Origin of the sequence: Algoriphagus terrigena DSM 22685, assembly GCF_000429445.1 — a bacterium.
Taxonomy (GTDB): Bacteria; Bacteroidota; Bacteroidia; order Cytophagales; family Cyclobacteriaceae; genus Algoriphagus; species Algoriphagus terrigena.
Window position 1 is genome coordinate 1 of record NZ_AUBW01000033.1, and the last position, 14886, is coordinate 14886.

10 protein-coding genes are annotated in these 14886 nt (G+C 49.8%); 7 read left to right on the top strand and 3 right to left on the bottom strand.

The features are described from left to right. The first annotated feature begins 344 nt into the window (after positions 1-344). The 6 genes from G459_RS0122340 to G459_RS0122365 all read left to right on the top strand — a co-directional run bounded on the left by G459_RS0122340 (position 345) and on the right by G459_RS0122365 (position 9393). Positions 345-1409, top strand: a complete 1065-nt coding sequence (locus G459_RS0122340) for a DUF481 domain-containing protein (RefSeq protein WP_026969611.1) — start codon at positions 345-347, stop codon at positions 1407-1409. A gap of 174 nt (positions 1410-1583) precedes the next feature. Beyond that, positions 1584-2366: an alpha/beta fold hydrolase gene (locus tag G459_RS0122345; protein WP_026969612.1), complete on the top strand. Its 783-nt coding sequence runs from the start codon at positions 1584-1586 to the stop codon at positions 2364-2366. Between the two features lie 18 nt (positions 2367-2384). Then, positions 2385-3464, top strand: a complete 1080-nt coding sequence (locus G459_RS0122350) for an efflux RND transporter periplasmic adaptor subunit (RefSeq protein ID WP_026969613.1) — start codon at positions 2385-2387, stop codon at positions 3462-3464. Positions 3465-3466: 2 nt separating this feature from the next. Continuing rightward, a complete protein-coding gene (locus G459_RS0122355) occupies positions 3467-6529 on the top strand; it encodes an efflux RND transporter permease subunit (RefSeq protein ID WP_026969614.1) in 3063 nt (1020 codons plus the stop codon). After that, positions 6529-7872: a TolC family protein gene (locus G459_RS0122360; RefSeq protein WP_026969615.1), complete on the top strand. Its 1344-nt coding sequence runs from the start codon at positions 6529-6531 to the stop codon at positions 7870-7872. The genes G459_RS0122355 and G459_RS0122360 overlap by 1 nt, the downstream gene beginning before the upstream one ends. Before the next feature lie 126 nt (positions 7873-7998). Beyond that, the gene (locus G459_RS0122365; protein WP_026969616.1) at positions 7999-9393 is read left to right on the top strand and encodes an MltF family protein; all 1395 of its coding nucleotides are present in this window, start codon (positions 7999-8001) and stop codon (positions 9391-9393) included. Positions 9394-9446: 53 nt separating this feature from the next. On the opposite strand, the gene G459_RS0122370 is transcribed toward G459_RS0122365, so the two are convergent. The 3 genes from G459_RS0122370 to G459_RS0122380 all read right to left on the bottom strand — a co-directional run bounded on the left by G459_RS0122370 (position 9447) and on the right by G459_RS0122380 (position 13647). Beyond that, the gene (locus G459_RS0122370; protein ID WP_026969617.1) at positions 9447-9920 is read right to left on the bottom strand and encodes a RidA family protein; all 474 of its coding nucleotides are present in this window, start codon (positions 9918-9920) and stop codon (positions 9447-9449) included. A gap of 22 nt (positions 9921-9942) precedes the next feature. Continuing rightward, positions 9943-11256, bottom strand: a complete 1314-nt coding sequence (locus tag G459_RS0122375; RefSeq protein WP_026969618.1) for a gluconate:H+ symporter — start codon at positions 11254-11256, stop codon at positions 9943-9945. A gap of 75 nt (positions 11257-11331) precedes the next feature. Further along, positions 11332-13647 (bottom strand): hypothetical protein, encoded by a 2316-nt coding sequence (locus G459_RS0122380; RefSeq protein ID WP_026969619.1) that lies wholly within the window; start codon positions 13645-13647, stop codon positions 11332-11334. Positions 13648-13683: 36 nt separating this feature from the next. Between G459_RS0122380 and G459_RS0122385 the strand changes: the two genes are divergently transcribed. Then, complete coding sequence (locus G459_RS0122385; protein WP_026969620.1) at positions 13684-14877, top strand: lipoprotein N-acyltransferase Lnb domain-containing protein; 1194 nt, start codon at positions 13684-13686, stop codon at positions 14875-14877. The last annotated feature ends 9 nt before the right edge of the window (positions 14878-14886 follow it).

Genomic DNA, 14886 nt, shown 5'->3' on the forward strand with positions numbered 1-14886 from the left:
TGAAAGCCGGCTGGAAGAAAAGTTGCTGCAGGCAGTGAAGTAAACCAGTAACCTTGAAAATCAAAACCCGGGCAGGAGGTCTTGCCTGGGTTTTTACCATGTCTAGCAACTCGACAACGCAGCCTGGACTGAGGTACATCTTCAATTAATTAATGATTAAAATCACGAATCAAGCGCTCCAGTGGTTGGAGCGCTTTTTTTTTGTATTTTTCAAAAGGTCAAGGTCAACCTAACCTTCCCGAAAGAGGACCGAGGGCCGTTTTGGAGCTGATAACCTTTTCTTTTGATTAAAGTCACAGCAGTAAACTTTACGAATTTCATCATTCATCAAACCTTTACTTTCTATGAAGAAGTGGCAGATTTTTTTGGTTCTTTTTTTGGTCGGTTTTGGAGCAAACGCCCAGACAGACTCCTTGATCCTCAGCAACAATGACCTGATCATCGGCGAGATCAAGAGCATGGACAAGAACATACTCGGCATCGAAACCGACTATTCCGATGTCGATTTCAAGATCAAATGGGGCAACATCAAGCGGGTATATTCGAAAACCAACTATCTAATCACCCTGTCGGATGGCAGGAGGTACAACGGAAGAATCCGCAGCATCAATGACAGTACTATTCAAATTGATACGCAAATGCCCGATATGGTCCTGAAATTTTCCAAAAACCGGGAAGATATCGAGCAGCCTCCCGGAGACAAGGTGCAGGTTCCAAGAGGCGAAATAGTTTATCTCAACGCGCTGGACGAGGGCTTCTGGAGTAGACTGTCTTTAAATTTTGATGTGGGGACCAACTTTACCAAAGCGAACGACCTGCGGCAGCTAACCTTCAACACCGGAGTCGGCTACTTGGCTGATCGCTGGAAAGGCACTCTGACCTTTAACGCACTAAGATCTACCCAGACTGACGTCGATCCAATCAAGCGGACAGAACTCGGTGCTTCCTACAATTACTTCCTGCCAAAGGATTGGTATCTGATATACTCCCTCAGCATGCTGTCCAATACAGAACAGCTCCTTGACCTGCGAACCTCCAACATGGTGGGTGTGGGAAAATACATGGTGCACACCAATAAGACCTATTTGGGATTTTCTGCGGGGGTCAACTTCAACAATGAAAAATTTCAGGGTGATGCCACTGCGACCCAATCAGGGGAGGCGTTTCTCGGTGCACAGTACAACATCTTCGACATCGGGGATCTGGACCTCCTGACGACCGTGACCGCCTACCCCAGCATGACCGAGAAGAGTCGATTCAGGACTGACTTCAAATTTGACATCCGGTACGAGTTTAAGTTCGATCTATATTTCAAAGTAGGCACCACGATGAACTATGATAATCAGCCGACTGAAGGTGCTTCGGAACTGGATTACATATTCCAAACGACTATAGGTTGGAAACTTTAAACACTTTTTTCAGGAGAAAATTTGTTGAAAAAATGAAAACACAAGTTAACATCACCTTTTTTTCCCTTTGATAGTGAGGATTTGCCATCAGTATCTTTTATTCCTACGCGCCCACAATATGCAGTAATTTAGGTTCCCGGTAAACTTTTGTCCCGTTGACGAGTCTAAGCTGTTATGTTGTATTACAAGGAATTTGTACATCCGCAAAGTAGCGAATGGGTGGTCTTCATCCATGGAGCCGGAGGCTCCTCGGCGGTATGGTACAAGCAGCTGAAAGATTTCAAGAAGGATTTTAACCTATTGCTGATAGATCTGAGAGGCCACGGCAAATCCGCCGATCTCTCCGAGGCGATCTGGAGCGACAAGTACACCTTTGAGGCAGTCACTACGGATATCATCGAGGTGTTGGATCATCTCAATATCCCTCCCGCACATTTCATGGGGGTGTCTCTGGGGACGATCATTGCGCGTCAGCTGGCCGAGCTTCAACCACTGCGGGTCAAGTCGCTGGTGTTTGCAGGTGCGGTGACCCGACTGAATGTGCAAAGCAGGATCCTGGTCTTTTTGGGAAATACCTTCAAGCGCCTGATTCCCTACATGTGGCTTTACAGCTTGTTTGCCTTTGTGATCATGCCGAGAAAGCAGCATGCCGAATCCCGAAACCTATTCATCACAGAGGCGAAGAAACTTTGCCAAAAGGAGTTTATCCGCTGGTTTAAACTTACCGCCGACATCAATCCCCTTTTGAAGTATTTCAAAGAGAAAGATCTCGGCATCCCCACCCTGTACGTGATGGGGGATCAGGATGTAATGTTTTTGGAACCGGTGAAAAATCTGGTGAAGACCCATAAAAACTCAATCCTCAACATACTCGAAAGCTGCGGCCACGTGGTCAATGTGGAGCAGCCGGACCAATTCAACCATCTATCTCTGGCTTTTATTAAAAACCAAAAGTAATCTGACTTCTTGCCTTAAATGAAAAAACAAACCAAAATTGCCCTGATTGTAGGAATTGTACTGATAGCAGCGATTGCATTTTTCTATCCCAGACTGGATCTCAAGGAGGAGGGTGGATCTTCCTCATCTGCGGGTGCCGGTGGCGGGTCAGACCAACCCCTGCCCGTCAATGTGGTCAAACTTCAACAGGATACCCTTAGAAACCAGCTCCAGGTCACCGGGACGATCCTGCCCAACGAGTCTGTCTCTTTGAGATCGGAGATTTCTGGCTTGGTGACGAGAATCGCGTTCAAAGAAGGACAGTATGTCACCAAGGGCACTCCGTTGGTCTACCTCAACGACGACGAGCTCCAGGCTCAGCTTCAGAGATTGCAATACACCCAGAAGCTTTTTGAAACTCAGGAAAACAGGCAAAAACAGCTGCTCGCCCGGGAAGCAATCTCCCAGGAGGAATACGACATCGTCCTGAACCAATACAATACGGCCCTCTCAGACATCAAATTGGTTGAGGCACAATTGACCAAGACGGTGATCAGAGCGCCTTTTAACGGAATGCTGGGCTTGCGGCAAATCAGTGAGGGAAGCGTCATCGGCACCAACGATGTCATCACCTCCGTGGTGAATATCGATCCGATCAAGATCGAATTTTCAATCCCTGAGCGGTATGCCAATCAAGTGACGGTGGGTTCTCCGGTGTTTTTCTCCAACGAATCATCCGGACAGGAGGTACAAGGCCAGGTCTATGCTTTCGAGCCGCAGATTGACTTGGCTACGCGTACGCTGAAGCTGCGGGCTCAAAGTGCAAATAAGGGGAGCAAGTTCCTTCCGGGAATGTTTGTGAAGATCCGTTTTATCTTAGAAGTGACAGAGAATGCGTTGATGGTTCCGGCCGAATCGGTGATTCCTGAGCTCTCCGGCTACAAGGTTTTTGTGGTGGGAGCCGATGGCAAAGCTGAACAGCGAATGGTCGAGATTGGAACCCGGACAGAGGCTCAAGTACAAATCCTCTCTGGATTGAACGAAGGCGATCTGGTACTCACCACAGGTGTGATGCAAGTAAGGCAAGGAATGCCGATCCAACCCAATTTACCACAATAAGTATGGCTAGCTTATCCAGTATCAGTATCAACCGGCCTGTATTGGCCATCGTGATGTCCCTCGTGATCCTGCTGTTTGGTGGGATTGGGATCTCCATGTTGGGTATCCGCGAATATCCCAGCGTCGATCCGCCGGTAATCAACGTCAGCACCTCCTATGTCGGTGCCAACGCCGACGTCATCGAGGCTCAGATCACCGAACCACTCGAAGAACAAATCAACGGGATTCAGGGAATCAAGTCTCTCACTTCGGTATCCGCCGACGGGAGAAGTAACATCACTGTGGAATTCGAAGTCGGCGCAGATCTGGAAGCTGCCGCCAATGACGTACGTGACAAGGTCTCGGGCGCCCAGCGAAATCTCCCCCCGGATGCCGAGCCCCCGGTGGTGTCCAAGGCGGATGCCGATTCTCAGCCGATTGTGGGAGTCAACGTAAGCAGCGACACAAGAAGCCTCTTGGAACTTTCCGATTTGGCTGACAATGTTTTTAAAGAACGCCTCCAGACCATCCCCGGTGTCAGCAGAGTCCAGATATGGGGTGACAAAGAATATGCGATCCGACTACGGATGGATCCGCTCAAGATGGCATCCTATGGCATCACTCCTCTCGACGTATTGAGCAAAGTTCAAAGCGAGAATATAGAGCTTCCCTCGGGTCGAATCGAAGGACAAAGCATCGAGCTTTCCGTCCGAACCAAAAGCCGCCTGAGTTCGCCGCAGGAATTCAACAACCTGATCATTAAGGAAGACCAGAACAACATCGTCAAGTTTCAGGACATCGGAACTGCAGAGCTGTCTGCATTGAATGAAAAGACGGTGCTGAAGTACGGCGGAGTGCCGATGGTGTCAGTAGTCTTGGTTCCCCTTCCGGGTTCTAACAACATCGAGATGGCGGACGAATTTTACCGCAGGCTCGAATTCATCAAAAAAGACCTACCCAGTGATGTAGGAATGGAAGTTTCCTTTGACTCCACCTCGTATATCAGAAGCTCGATTGCCGAGGTGGAGGAGACGATCATCACGGCTTTTATCCTGGTAGTAGCCATCATCTTCCTTTTTCTCCGTGATTGGCGGACCACTTTTATTCCGGTAGTGACGATTCCGATTTCCCTGATTGGCGTGTTTTTCATCATGTATCTGATGGACTTTTCCATCAACGTGCTGACGCTGCTGGGGATCGTCCTGTCCATCGGCTTGGTAGTCGATGACGCTATTGTAGTGTTGGAGAATATCTACGCCCGGATAGAAAAAGGAGAAAGTCCCCAGAAAGCTGCCGAAGAGGGATCTGAGGAGATCTTCTTTGCAGTAATCTCAACTACGGTAGCTTTGGCGGCGGTATTCCTCCCGGTGATCTTCCTTACCGGTACCACAGGTAGACTCTTCCGTGAATTCGGCATCGTGGTCGCGGGTTCGGTTATAATCTCTGCCTTTGTGGCATTGACCATGACGCCGATGCTCAGCGCCAGGATGCTGAAACTGAGAGAAAAGCAGAACGCATTTTACAATTTCACAGAACCTTTCTTTGTGTGGCTTAACGATGCTTACGACAGCCTGCTTGCCGCTTTTATGAAGATCAGATGGATCTCATTTCCAGCCATACTGGTAATAGGGGTCGGGATCTACTGGCTAGTTACCCAGATTCCGTCTGAACTCGTTCCGATTGAAGACCGCTCCGAACTGAGAATTAACATGACTGGACCTGAGGGAGCGACCTTTGGATTCATGGGCAGCGTAGTAGACAAAATCTCCGCTACCCTGGAAAAGGAAATCCCGAAGGAGGAGCTGATTGGCCTGACCAGTGTGACCTCTCCGGGTTTTGGGACAGCCAATACCAACTCGGCTTTCATCCGTCTTTATTTGACGGATGCCAGTCAGCGTAGCCGAACCCAGCAGCAGATCTTCAATGCTGTCAATAATTCCCTTAAGCAGGAAACTGCCGTTCGTGCTTTTGCCCAGCAGCCGGTTTCCATCGGTGATCGAAGGGGCGGACTGCCTGTGCAGTACGTGATCCAGGCACCTACCTTGGAGAAATTGAAAGAAGTGATTCCTCCATTTTTGGAAAAAGCGTCTCAAAATCCAGCATTCATCTTTACCGACATTAACCTGAAGTTTACCAAGCCGGAGCTTGAAATCGAGATCGATAGAGAGCGGGCCCGAAACATCGGCGTCTCTGTGCAGGAGATCGCTCGTACCCTTCAGCTTTCCTATTCAGGACAGCGCTTTGCCTACTTCATCATGAATGGCAAACAATATCAGGTGCTCGGCGAGATGCAACTCCAGGACAGAAATGAGCCCGTCAACCTGCGGATGCTCTATGTGCGTGGAGGCGATGGCCAGTTGGTTCAATTGGATAACCTGGTCAAGGTCGTCGAGAAAAGTACCCCGCCCCAGTTGTTTCGCTTCAATCGATTCGTCAGTGCTACTGTTACGGCAAACTTAGCTGAAGGCTACACCATCGGGGCAGGTCTGGATGAGATGGACAAGATCGCCGCGGAGGTATTGGATGACTCCTTTTCTACCGACGTCGCCGGTCCTTCCAAGGAGTTCCGAGAAAGCTCCAACAGTTTGCTGTTTGCGTTTCTTTTCGCTCTGGTCCTGATCTATCTGGTGCTTGCTGCGCAGTTTGAGAGCTTCCTGGATCCGCTAACTATCATGTTTACTGTGCCACTCGCCATCTTCGGGGCTTTGGCGACACTCTGGCTTTTTGGTTTTACGCTGAATATTTTCAGCCAGATCGGGATCATCATGCTGATCGGCTTGGTCACCAAAAACGGGATCTTGATCGTCGAATTTGCCAATCAGCGCAAGGCCCAGGGGATGGATGTCGAAGAGGCGATTTTTGGAGCTGCAGTCGCCCGTTTTAGGCCGATCTTGATGACCAGTATGTCCACGATTTTGGGCATTTTGCCGATCGCTTTGGCACTGGGTGCCGGAGCAGAGAGTAGAGTCCCAATGGGCGCTGCGGTCATCGGTGGTTTGACATTCGCGACCATCCTCACCCTATTTATCATCCCGGCCATTTATACCTATCTCACTTCTAAGCAAGGAAGATTAGCAAGAATTTAATGAAAAAATTAGCCTTTTTATTCACTTGGGGAAGTCTCCTGACGGCTGCGTCGGCATTTGCCCAAGAAAGTTTAGACCTGGAAAAAGCAATTCAAATCGGACTGGAGAAAAACCTCCAGATAAAGATTGCAGTAGATAATGTCAACCTGCGGGAGGGCGATCAGAAGATCGGCGTCGGGGAATTGTTCATGCCGACTGTCGATGCGACCTATCTGCGATCCTTCAGTAACGAAGACGTAACCCAGCAGTTTGTCAACGATCCCGAACCCAGACAAATCGACGACGCGAAATCCCGCAACGAAAATTTCAACGTGGTGGGGCTCTATGGCTTTCGGCCTGAGTCCATCGTCACCATGAAGCGCTTGGGGCAATTGACCGAGATCAGCGAGCTGGACGCGAAGATTGCGGTCGAAAACACCGTCGCGGGCATATCCACGGCCTACTATCGGCTGATCTTGGAGTCGCAGCGATATCAGGTTTTGCGGGAAACACTGGATCTCAGCCGTGCGCGTCTGAACATCGCCCAAGCGCAATACGAGCTCGGTGGCGCCGGAAAGCGTGACTTCCTCACCGCTGAGGTCGACTACAACTCCGACTCCAGTCTGCTGCTGACTCAGGAGCAGATTATCCAAAACGCCCGGGTCAATCTGAACGAACTGATGGCGGTCGATCCCTATCAGGAATATGTGATTAAAGACACCATTCTCGTCGAGGCGATTCAGACACTCGGCGACTTGGAAGAGAATGCTTTCCTGGAAAACAAACAGTTGCTGATCAATCAGCGATTGAATAATGTGGCTTTTCTCCAAACCCGCGAACTTCAGGCCTCCAGATTACCGATACTGAATCTCAACGGGACGTATGTGAACAACACGTCTAATTCTGACGCGGGGATTTTGGCGCAAAACCAGCGCTCGGGTTTCAACTACGGAGGAAACATCACCGTCAACCTGTTTAGCGGCTTGACGCTCAATCGACGGATCCAAAATGCCAAGGTCCAGCAGCGAATCCAGGAGAGCACGCTGGAGCAATACGAAATCCAATTGAAATCGGACATCGCCAGAGCCTATTATACCTATGAGAACAACCTCCGCCTACTGGAAATTGAGCGGAAAAACTATCAGGTGGCGAGGGAGAATACTGAGATCGCATTGGAGCGTTTTCGACTCGGAATCGCCTCTTACCTCGAGTTTAGGGATGCTCAGGTGAACCTTTTGACGGCCAAAAACCGACTGATCACCTCGATCTATCAGATCAAAGAGCAGGAGATCGAGCTACTCCGGCTGTCCGGAAAAATCTTCTTTGACAGCCCCATGGAGGAGCTTCAACTTCCAGGAAATTGATATAAAAAACGGAGGCTGAGAAGTCTCCGTTTTTTATTTGCTTTTTTTAAGAATCACTTTATTTTTATTTTGGCATAGCGTTTGCCAATTCCGCGTCAGAACCATCCTGGGTTTTTACCCTTTGGAATGAAAAAAGCGCTTATTGCGGCATTTAGCACCCTCGTTTTACTTATTTCTGGAGTTCAGTGTACTTTCTTGGAGAACCGGTTTGACCAGGTACTCCATCATCCTTATATTTTTGACTTGTCTGACATCCAAAACCGCGGTAGCATCCGCGTGGCGGTGGACAATAACTCTACGTCCTATTACATCTACCGCGGTAGACGGATGGGCTACGAATTTGAGCTGCTGAGGGATCTGAGCAAGACCCTCGGAGTCCAGTTGGAATTGATCGTATTAAGCGACATCGAGCGGGCGTTTGAATTACTGGAATCGGGGAAAGTTGACCTGATTGCCATGAATCTCGATGTAAGCAATAGGCAGCGACATGGAAGGGCCACATTTACCCATTATCTCGGTACCAGGAGTACCGTGATTGTCGGTAAGAAGCCGTCTGAGAAAAGTGTCGGCTGGAGCGAAATCGCTGAAGACACCATTTATGTAAGAAAGGGGACCGTGTATCCGCTACAGCTCAAAGAGATCAAGGATTCGCTGAAGTTGGACTTTACTGTCCTCGAGTCAGAGGATCACGAGGAGAACCTGATCGACCAAGTGGCCGAAGGGAAGATCAAATGGACGGTCGCCGACCGGAGCATTGCCAAGGTCAATCAGACCTACTACGACGGACTGGATGTGTCAATGAAAGTCTCCGAAAATGGCGCCATCGGATGGGCTACTCGTAAAAATTCACAGCAACTGCTTCAGGAGATCAACACCTGGCTGGGTGAAAAGAAGAAACGGTTTATACCGGAACTTTACGCAAAATACTTCCTCAGTTCCCGTAATACGTTTTATAGATCAAACAGCCAGTTTTCGTCGTTGGCGGGCAATCGAATCTCGACCTACGATGAAATCATCAAAGATGCCGCCGGCGAACTTGGCTGGGACTGGAGGCTTTTGGCGTCCCTGGTCTACAAGGAATCAGGATTCGATACGACCGCGACTTCCTATGCAGGAGCCAAAGGCTTGCTTCAATTAATGCCTGTGACCTTGCAGCGGTTTGGGGTGACCAATCCAAATGATCCTGTCCAGTCTCTCAAGGGCGGTGTGAAGTACCTACAATATCTCGACAAGTTCTGGCGGGAGCGGGTGCCGGATACCAAAGAGCGAATCCGGTTTATCCTGGCCTCCTACAATATTGGGCAGGGACACGTGGAGGACGCGTGGCGCTTGACCTTGAAATATGGGAAAAACACCCAAAGCTGGAAGGATGTAGCGTTTTTTCTCAACCTAAAAAGTGATCCCGAATACTATCGGGATCCTGTAGTCAAGAGCGGATTTGCCAAGGGTCACTTGGCGGTAAACTATGTGAGGGATGTATGGAGTCTCTTCGAATCCTATAAGACACTCGTAGAGCCTTAGTGTCAAGTCAACGCTTGAATGACGGGTAATCCGTGGCTTCAGGCTTGCCTTGCTTAGCCTTCTTCGTGAAGCTCAAACAATGCCTCGACTTCCACGGGGATGTTGTCCGGCAGTGAGCCCATTCCCACCGCGGATCGGACGCCGATTCCGTTTTCCTGTCCCCATACACTCGCAAACAGCTCGCTGCAGCCGTTGATGATAAATGGATGCCGCTCGAAGTCCGGCGTGCAATTCACCATGCCGAGCACCTTGATCACGCGCTTTACCTTGTCGAGAGAGCCGATATTAGCTTTGATCGTGGCAAGCATCGCCAGCCCGACTTGTCTGGCGGCTATCTTTCCCTGATCCATGTCGAAGTCGGTTCCGATCCTTCCGATGATCAGACTTCCGTCGGCTTGCACGGTACCATGTCCGGAGAGATATAGGTATTTGCCATCGACCAGGCAGGGTTTGTAAACGCCAAGCGGCTTTGGCGCTGGAGGGAGAGTCAATCCCAACTTTGCAAATCGTATTTCAGGTGTTTCCATCAGGGTAAATTTTGGATTGAAATTAGACAAAAAGATCCAAAGCGAGGACTCCAAGTAGCCCACAGACTGCTACAATGGTCTCCATCAGCGACCAAGATTTGAGCGTGTCCTTGATACTCACGTTGAAAAACTCCTTGTACATCCAAAATCCTCCGTCATTAAAATGCGAAAACATCAGGCTTCCCGAGCCGATAGCCAAGACCAGCAGGTTGGGATCTACATTCATCGTGGTCACCAGCGGGGCGATGATCCCGGCGGTGGTGAGACCAGCCACGGTCGCTGAGCCCACACAGACCCGGATCACCGAAGTGATCAGCCAGGCGAGGATCAGCGGGTGCATGTCCCAGGTTTGCAGGCTCTCCGCGATGGTCTGGCTGACGCCGGTATCGGTGAAAATCTGCTTAAGCGCACCGGCTCCCGCCACGATAAGCAGGATCATGGATACGTCTTTGGTGGCCACGGTGTAGATGTCCATCAGCTTTTCCATACTGGTGTTTCTGAATATCCCCAGGGAAAAAGTTGCATAAAACAACGAAACCAACATCACGACACCCGGATCGGCGATGAAACTCACAATGGGTCTCAGCGGATCTTCCGGGGAGATATTCAAGCTCAAAGCAGTAGTTCCGATCAGAAGCATGACCGGAAGGAGCGCAGTGAAGATGCTGTTTCCGATGCCAGGAAGCTCATCTTCGGGCTTAGGCTCTGACTGGAAAGTCTTTAGCGGTTGGGATTTAATGTTTTTGAGAAAAGGAGCTAATAGTGGTCCGGCAATGATAATCGTGGGAATAGCGATCAAAAATCCATAGAAAAGTGTCAGTCCCATGTTGGCATCAAACTGGGCGACCAGGGCTGCCGGCGACGGATGGGGAGGCAAGAAACCGTGAGTCACCGACAAGGCCGCCAACAGGGGCATGCCGACGTAGACTGCCGGGAGCTTATACTGATAGGAGACGGTAAAAGCCAAGGGTACGAGCAGGACGAAACCTACATTGTAAAAAAGCGGAATCCCGACAATCAAGCCGGTAAACGCCATAGCCCAGGTGATGTACTTTTCTCCAAAGATCTTCATTAGAAAACCCGCGATCCGCTGTGCCGCGCCGCTTTCGGAGACGAGCTTGCCGAGCATCGCCCCTGCCACGATCACGATGACGAGATCGCCAAGCATGGCTCCCATCCCCTTTTGGACGGATTTGGCAACTTGGTCAGCCGGGAGGCCGAGCATAAGCCCGCCGGCGATGGAGGCAATCAAAAAGGCAAGGAAGGGATTGAGTTTGGCCCAGACGATCAGGAGCACCAGGATCGCAATGCTGAGCAGGACAAAAACAAAGGTCATAGGTTAGGATTGGGGTTTGCGGGGTAAGATAGGGAAATCAGGGAAAAGTGCCTTTCTACGCCGAGAATTATGGGACTATTTCCTGATCAACTTTCCTGTCAACAGACGATGCGTTGAAACGATGCTAAAATGATATAGGCCAGGAGCCAGATTTTGAACCAATGGAGCAAGATCGGACTCCAGATATTGGGCATGATGGCTGGTTTTACCCTGAGCATTTTGGATAACTAGTTCCGCGCCTGTCGAGTTGAAACCGGTCGGCAAGTTCAAATGAAGTGGGCCGGAACTATACGGATTCGGGTAGATGCTCAGATCTTCCCGAGCTGGCGTATCGGTTTTCAAGACTCCGGTCACAGCGCTCCAGGAGACCTGACCTGAAGCAGCCACTAGCTTAACCTGATAGTAATTTTGTTGGAACTTGAGGGGAGAAGTATCCAGAAATTGATGGGTTTGAACTTGATCTGGCTGTCCTATGGAGGCGACGGTCCCTACTTTTTCCCATTCCTGAGTTCCGGGGTTCGGACTCCTGTATACCTCGTAATACAGATTGTCTTCGGCTTGTACAACGGTCCAGCTGATCACAACGCCATCTGTTGTGAATTTGGAGTTTATCTCAAGCCAGGTCACCGGCAAGATGGAAAGGGTGCGGAAGCTGCCGATGGTGAAATTTGCGGTTGATAGATCGCCAAACGTCAAGTCGCGTCTGGCCCAGAGTTCGATCGGATCCAATCCCGCCAAGTGAGATCCGGGTGCCGCATAGCCGGTGCCGACTATCCGAAGGTCGTCCACGTCGTCCACAATCAGATCTGCTGCGGATATTCTCAGTTCGATTGGATCTGCGCTGGGAGTCAGGTTCGAGAACGAAAAGTAGCTGAAGAGTCTATACAGAATCTCGGTGCCATCGGTGTCGTCAAAGCCCGATTGGTATTCAGCGCCCTCATATTCGGTGAAGGACATGCTGAGATTTCCACCAGGTGAGCTTCCAAGAAGCTGGACTTTACGGAGTCCGCGGTTTTGGGTGTCTTCAAATGGAAATGTCGAATTGGTTGCGGTCAGCACAGTGGGGATTCCAAAATAATGGAGCTGACCGACATTCTTCCAGGAACCATATGTATAGCTGAAGGAGCCCGCCAATCCGGTATTGACAGAGAGTTCATTTCCTTCCAGATTCATACTCCCCTGAGTTAGGGTAAGATTTCTCTGGACAGTAAGATTGGAATTGGGATAGAAATCCCCACTTGATTTGTTCAGGACCAGATCTCTGACCACGAGCGGAAAACCCAGTATTTCCTGATCTGCTGATCCTGTCAACGTCAGCGTGGTATTCGTAGCCACAAAATTCCCTGGTCCACTTTTCTGCAGACTTCCCAAGAGGGTCAGTTGGCTGGGAAGTATCAGGTTTTGCGCGCCTTGGATTTCCAAATCCCGCACCGCGGTCGGGTTGGTGGCATCGTCGTAGGAGCTTGCAAGGTAAGACTTGGGAGCTGACCCAGCCCGGAAGATCACCCTGCCGTTCAGTTGGAAGTTCGCGGTTTCGATCCGGGGCGCATTTCCTTCCAAGATCAGGGTTCCGCCGTTTTGAAGGTCGAAGTTTTGGGCGCTTGAGGCGCCGCTGGTAGATCTGTTGAGGATATTTGAATTGCATTCTGATAGAAAAGTTGCGCCAGCTTCGACCACCAGTTCCCCGAATGGATCGACTCCAAATACTGTGGTTTCGGTGTTGAAGGATAATGTGAAACAGGCATTTGGGATGACAGATGTGTCAATTTTTTGATGTAAGATTCCCGATCTTATAGTGAACGAGAGGGATTTGAATGGAGCATCCAGGGTAAATGTTTCTCCTGGGTCCGCTTCAAAAATTACTGAAAACCGACTTTGCGTGGTCTGTGCACTCCAGCTGCTTTTCTGGACAAGAACCCGAGAGGTTCCTTTGAAAGTCAAGGTGCTTTCTATGGAATTGCCTATCCAGTTTATGCTATTCCAAGCGTTATCAGGAATTCCCGGAGCTGCCCCTGAAAAGGCGTTGAGCGTTCCGTATATATCGAGGTTGAAACCGTTTAGATTAAGTTTTTGTCCAGCGCCCGTCTCTGCGTTGATAAACACACTTTTCACGGACTCATTCCCAGTCAACGTCAAAGTATGCGTCTGATCGATGTAGATATCATTGGATTGGTCTGGCTTAGTAATAGCCGGATTCCAGAGGATGCCGTCCCACTCCGCCCAGATTGAAATGTTTGTGAATGTACCGCTTGCAATGGTCTTGTACGCGCCAATTTCTTGGGTAAAAGCAGGGATCTGAGTCAGACAGACCACTCCAACTGCCAGGAATATCCAGTATATTCGGCGGGGAAAAAAGTCCCAGGCTGCTATCAAAAAGAAAAAAGTATCCATAAAAATCGGATGTAAAAAGTAGTTGAATTTATGAAAATGAAATTAAAAAGTAAACTAGTTTGTCTCTTTTTTTTGTTGATTTTCATCGGTTTAGCTCCCGCGAAGGCTCAGACCTATGAGATCAGTCTGTTGACCTGCTCACCGGGCGATGAGCTTTATTCCAGCTTTGGCCACAGTGCGATCCGGGTGCGGCAGTTGACTCCGGGCGGCCAGGATCTGGTGTTCAACTATGGTACCTTTGACTTTCGCGCTCCAAACTTCTATGGGAAGTTTGTGATGGGACAGTTGGACGACTACTACCTCAGCGTGACCACCTACGCGGAGTTTATCCGGGAGTACGACTATTTCCAGCGGGACGTGCGGGAGCAAGTCCTGGATCTGCGGGGCGAGCAGCAGAGCTTCTTGGTTCAGCATCTGACGGTCGAGTCAGATCCTTCCCGTAGATTCTACAGCTACGAATTTTTCTTTAACAACTGCGCCACCAAGATCCGGGATGCCTTTGAGACTGCGCTGGGCGATGATCTGGTATGGGGCGACTCGGTGGGAGCGGAAGAGAAGACTTTTCGAAACTTGATAGACGAATATGTCTACCCGCTTCCCTGGGCGGATTTTGGAATTGACCTGGCTCTGGGTTCGGTGATAGACCGGGATGCCACGGAGCGGGAAAAGCAGTTTCTGCCGGACTATATGGAGGCGGCTTTCGCCAAAGCCACCTTGGTGGGCGACGGCCCATCACGACCGCTGGTGAAGGAGTCGCGGGTGATCCTGGAATACCCAAAAGCAGAATTTTCGATGGGAGCACTTAATCCCTACAGCGTGATGTGGGGCGTAGCGATCCTGTTTATCGCTGTGACTTTCTTTGGACACAAAAAGAAAAGGTTGCTTCTAGGCTTCGATATCGGACTGTTTTCGATCTTGGGGCTATTGGGGATTCTGCTGACATTCCTTTGGTTTTTCACCGATCACGCGGCTACCAAGTGGAATTGGAATATCCTCTGGGCTTTCCCCGGACATCTGGCCTTAGTATGGGGTTTGCTAAAAAGTAGACACCAGCCTTGGGTGAGAAAGTACCTGCTTTTTGCGCTGATCATGGCGGACGCGGCGGTGGTCTTTTGGATCTTGGGCTGGCAATCTTTTCACCCCAGTTTGATTCCAATCCTATTGGTGATCATCCTCCGCACCAATTACCTCTACTATAATATTGGAAGCAGAACCCAAAAAATTGCGTGATTTTGAACT

What these genes read in the sequence shown, in the direction of transcription:
- G459_RS0122340 (WP_026969611.1), top strand. Translation starts at nt 345, where the DNA reads ATGAAGAAGTGGCAGATTTTTTTGGTTCTTTTTTTGGTCGGTTTTGGA.
- G459_RS0122345 (WP_026969612.1), top strand. Translation starts at nt 1,584, where the DNA reads ATGTTGTATTACAAGGAATTTGTACATCCGCAAAGTAGCGAATGGGTG.
- G459_RS0122350 (WP_026969613.1), top strand. Translation starts at nt 2,385, where the DNA reads ATGAAAAAACAAACCAAAATTGCCCTGATTGTAGGAATTGTACTGATA.
- G459_RS0122355 (WP_026969614.1), top strand. Translation starts at nt 3,467, where the DNA reads ATGGCTAGCTTATCCAGTATCAGTATCAACCGGCCTGTATTGGCCATC.
- G459_RS0122360 (WP_026969615.1), top strand. Translation starts at nt 6,529, where the DNA reads ATGAAAAAATTAGCCTTTTTATTCACTTGGGGAAGTCTCCTGACGGCT.
- G459_RS0122365 (WP_026969616.1), top strand. Translation starts at nt 7,999, where the DNA reads ATGAAAAAAGCGCTTATTGCGGCATTTAGCACCCTCGTTTTACTTATT.
- G459_RS0122370 (WP_026969617.1), bottom strand. Translation starts at nt 9,920, where the DNA reads ATGGAAACACCTGAAATACGATTTGCAAAGTTGGGATTGACTCTCCCT.
- G459_RS0122375 (WP_026969618.1), bottom strand. Translation starts at nt 11,256, where the DNA reads ATGACCTTTGTTTTTGTCCTGCTCAGCATTGCGATCCTGGTGCTCCTG.
- G459_RS0122380 (WP_026969619.1), bottom strand. Translation starts at nt 13,647, where the DNA reads ATGGATACTTTTTTCTTTTTGATAGCAGCCTGGGACTTTTTTCCCCGC.
- G459_RS0122385 (WP_026969620.1), top strand. Translation starts at nt 13,684, where the DNA reads ATGAAATTAAAAAGTAAACTAGTTTGTCTCTTTTTTTTGTTGATTTTC.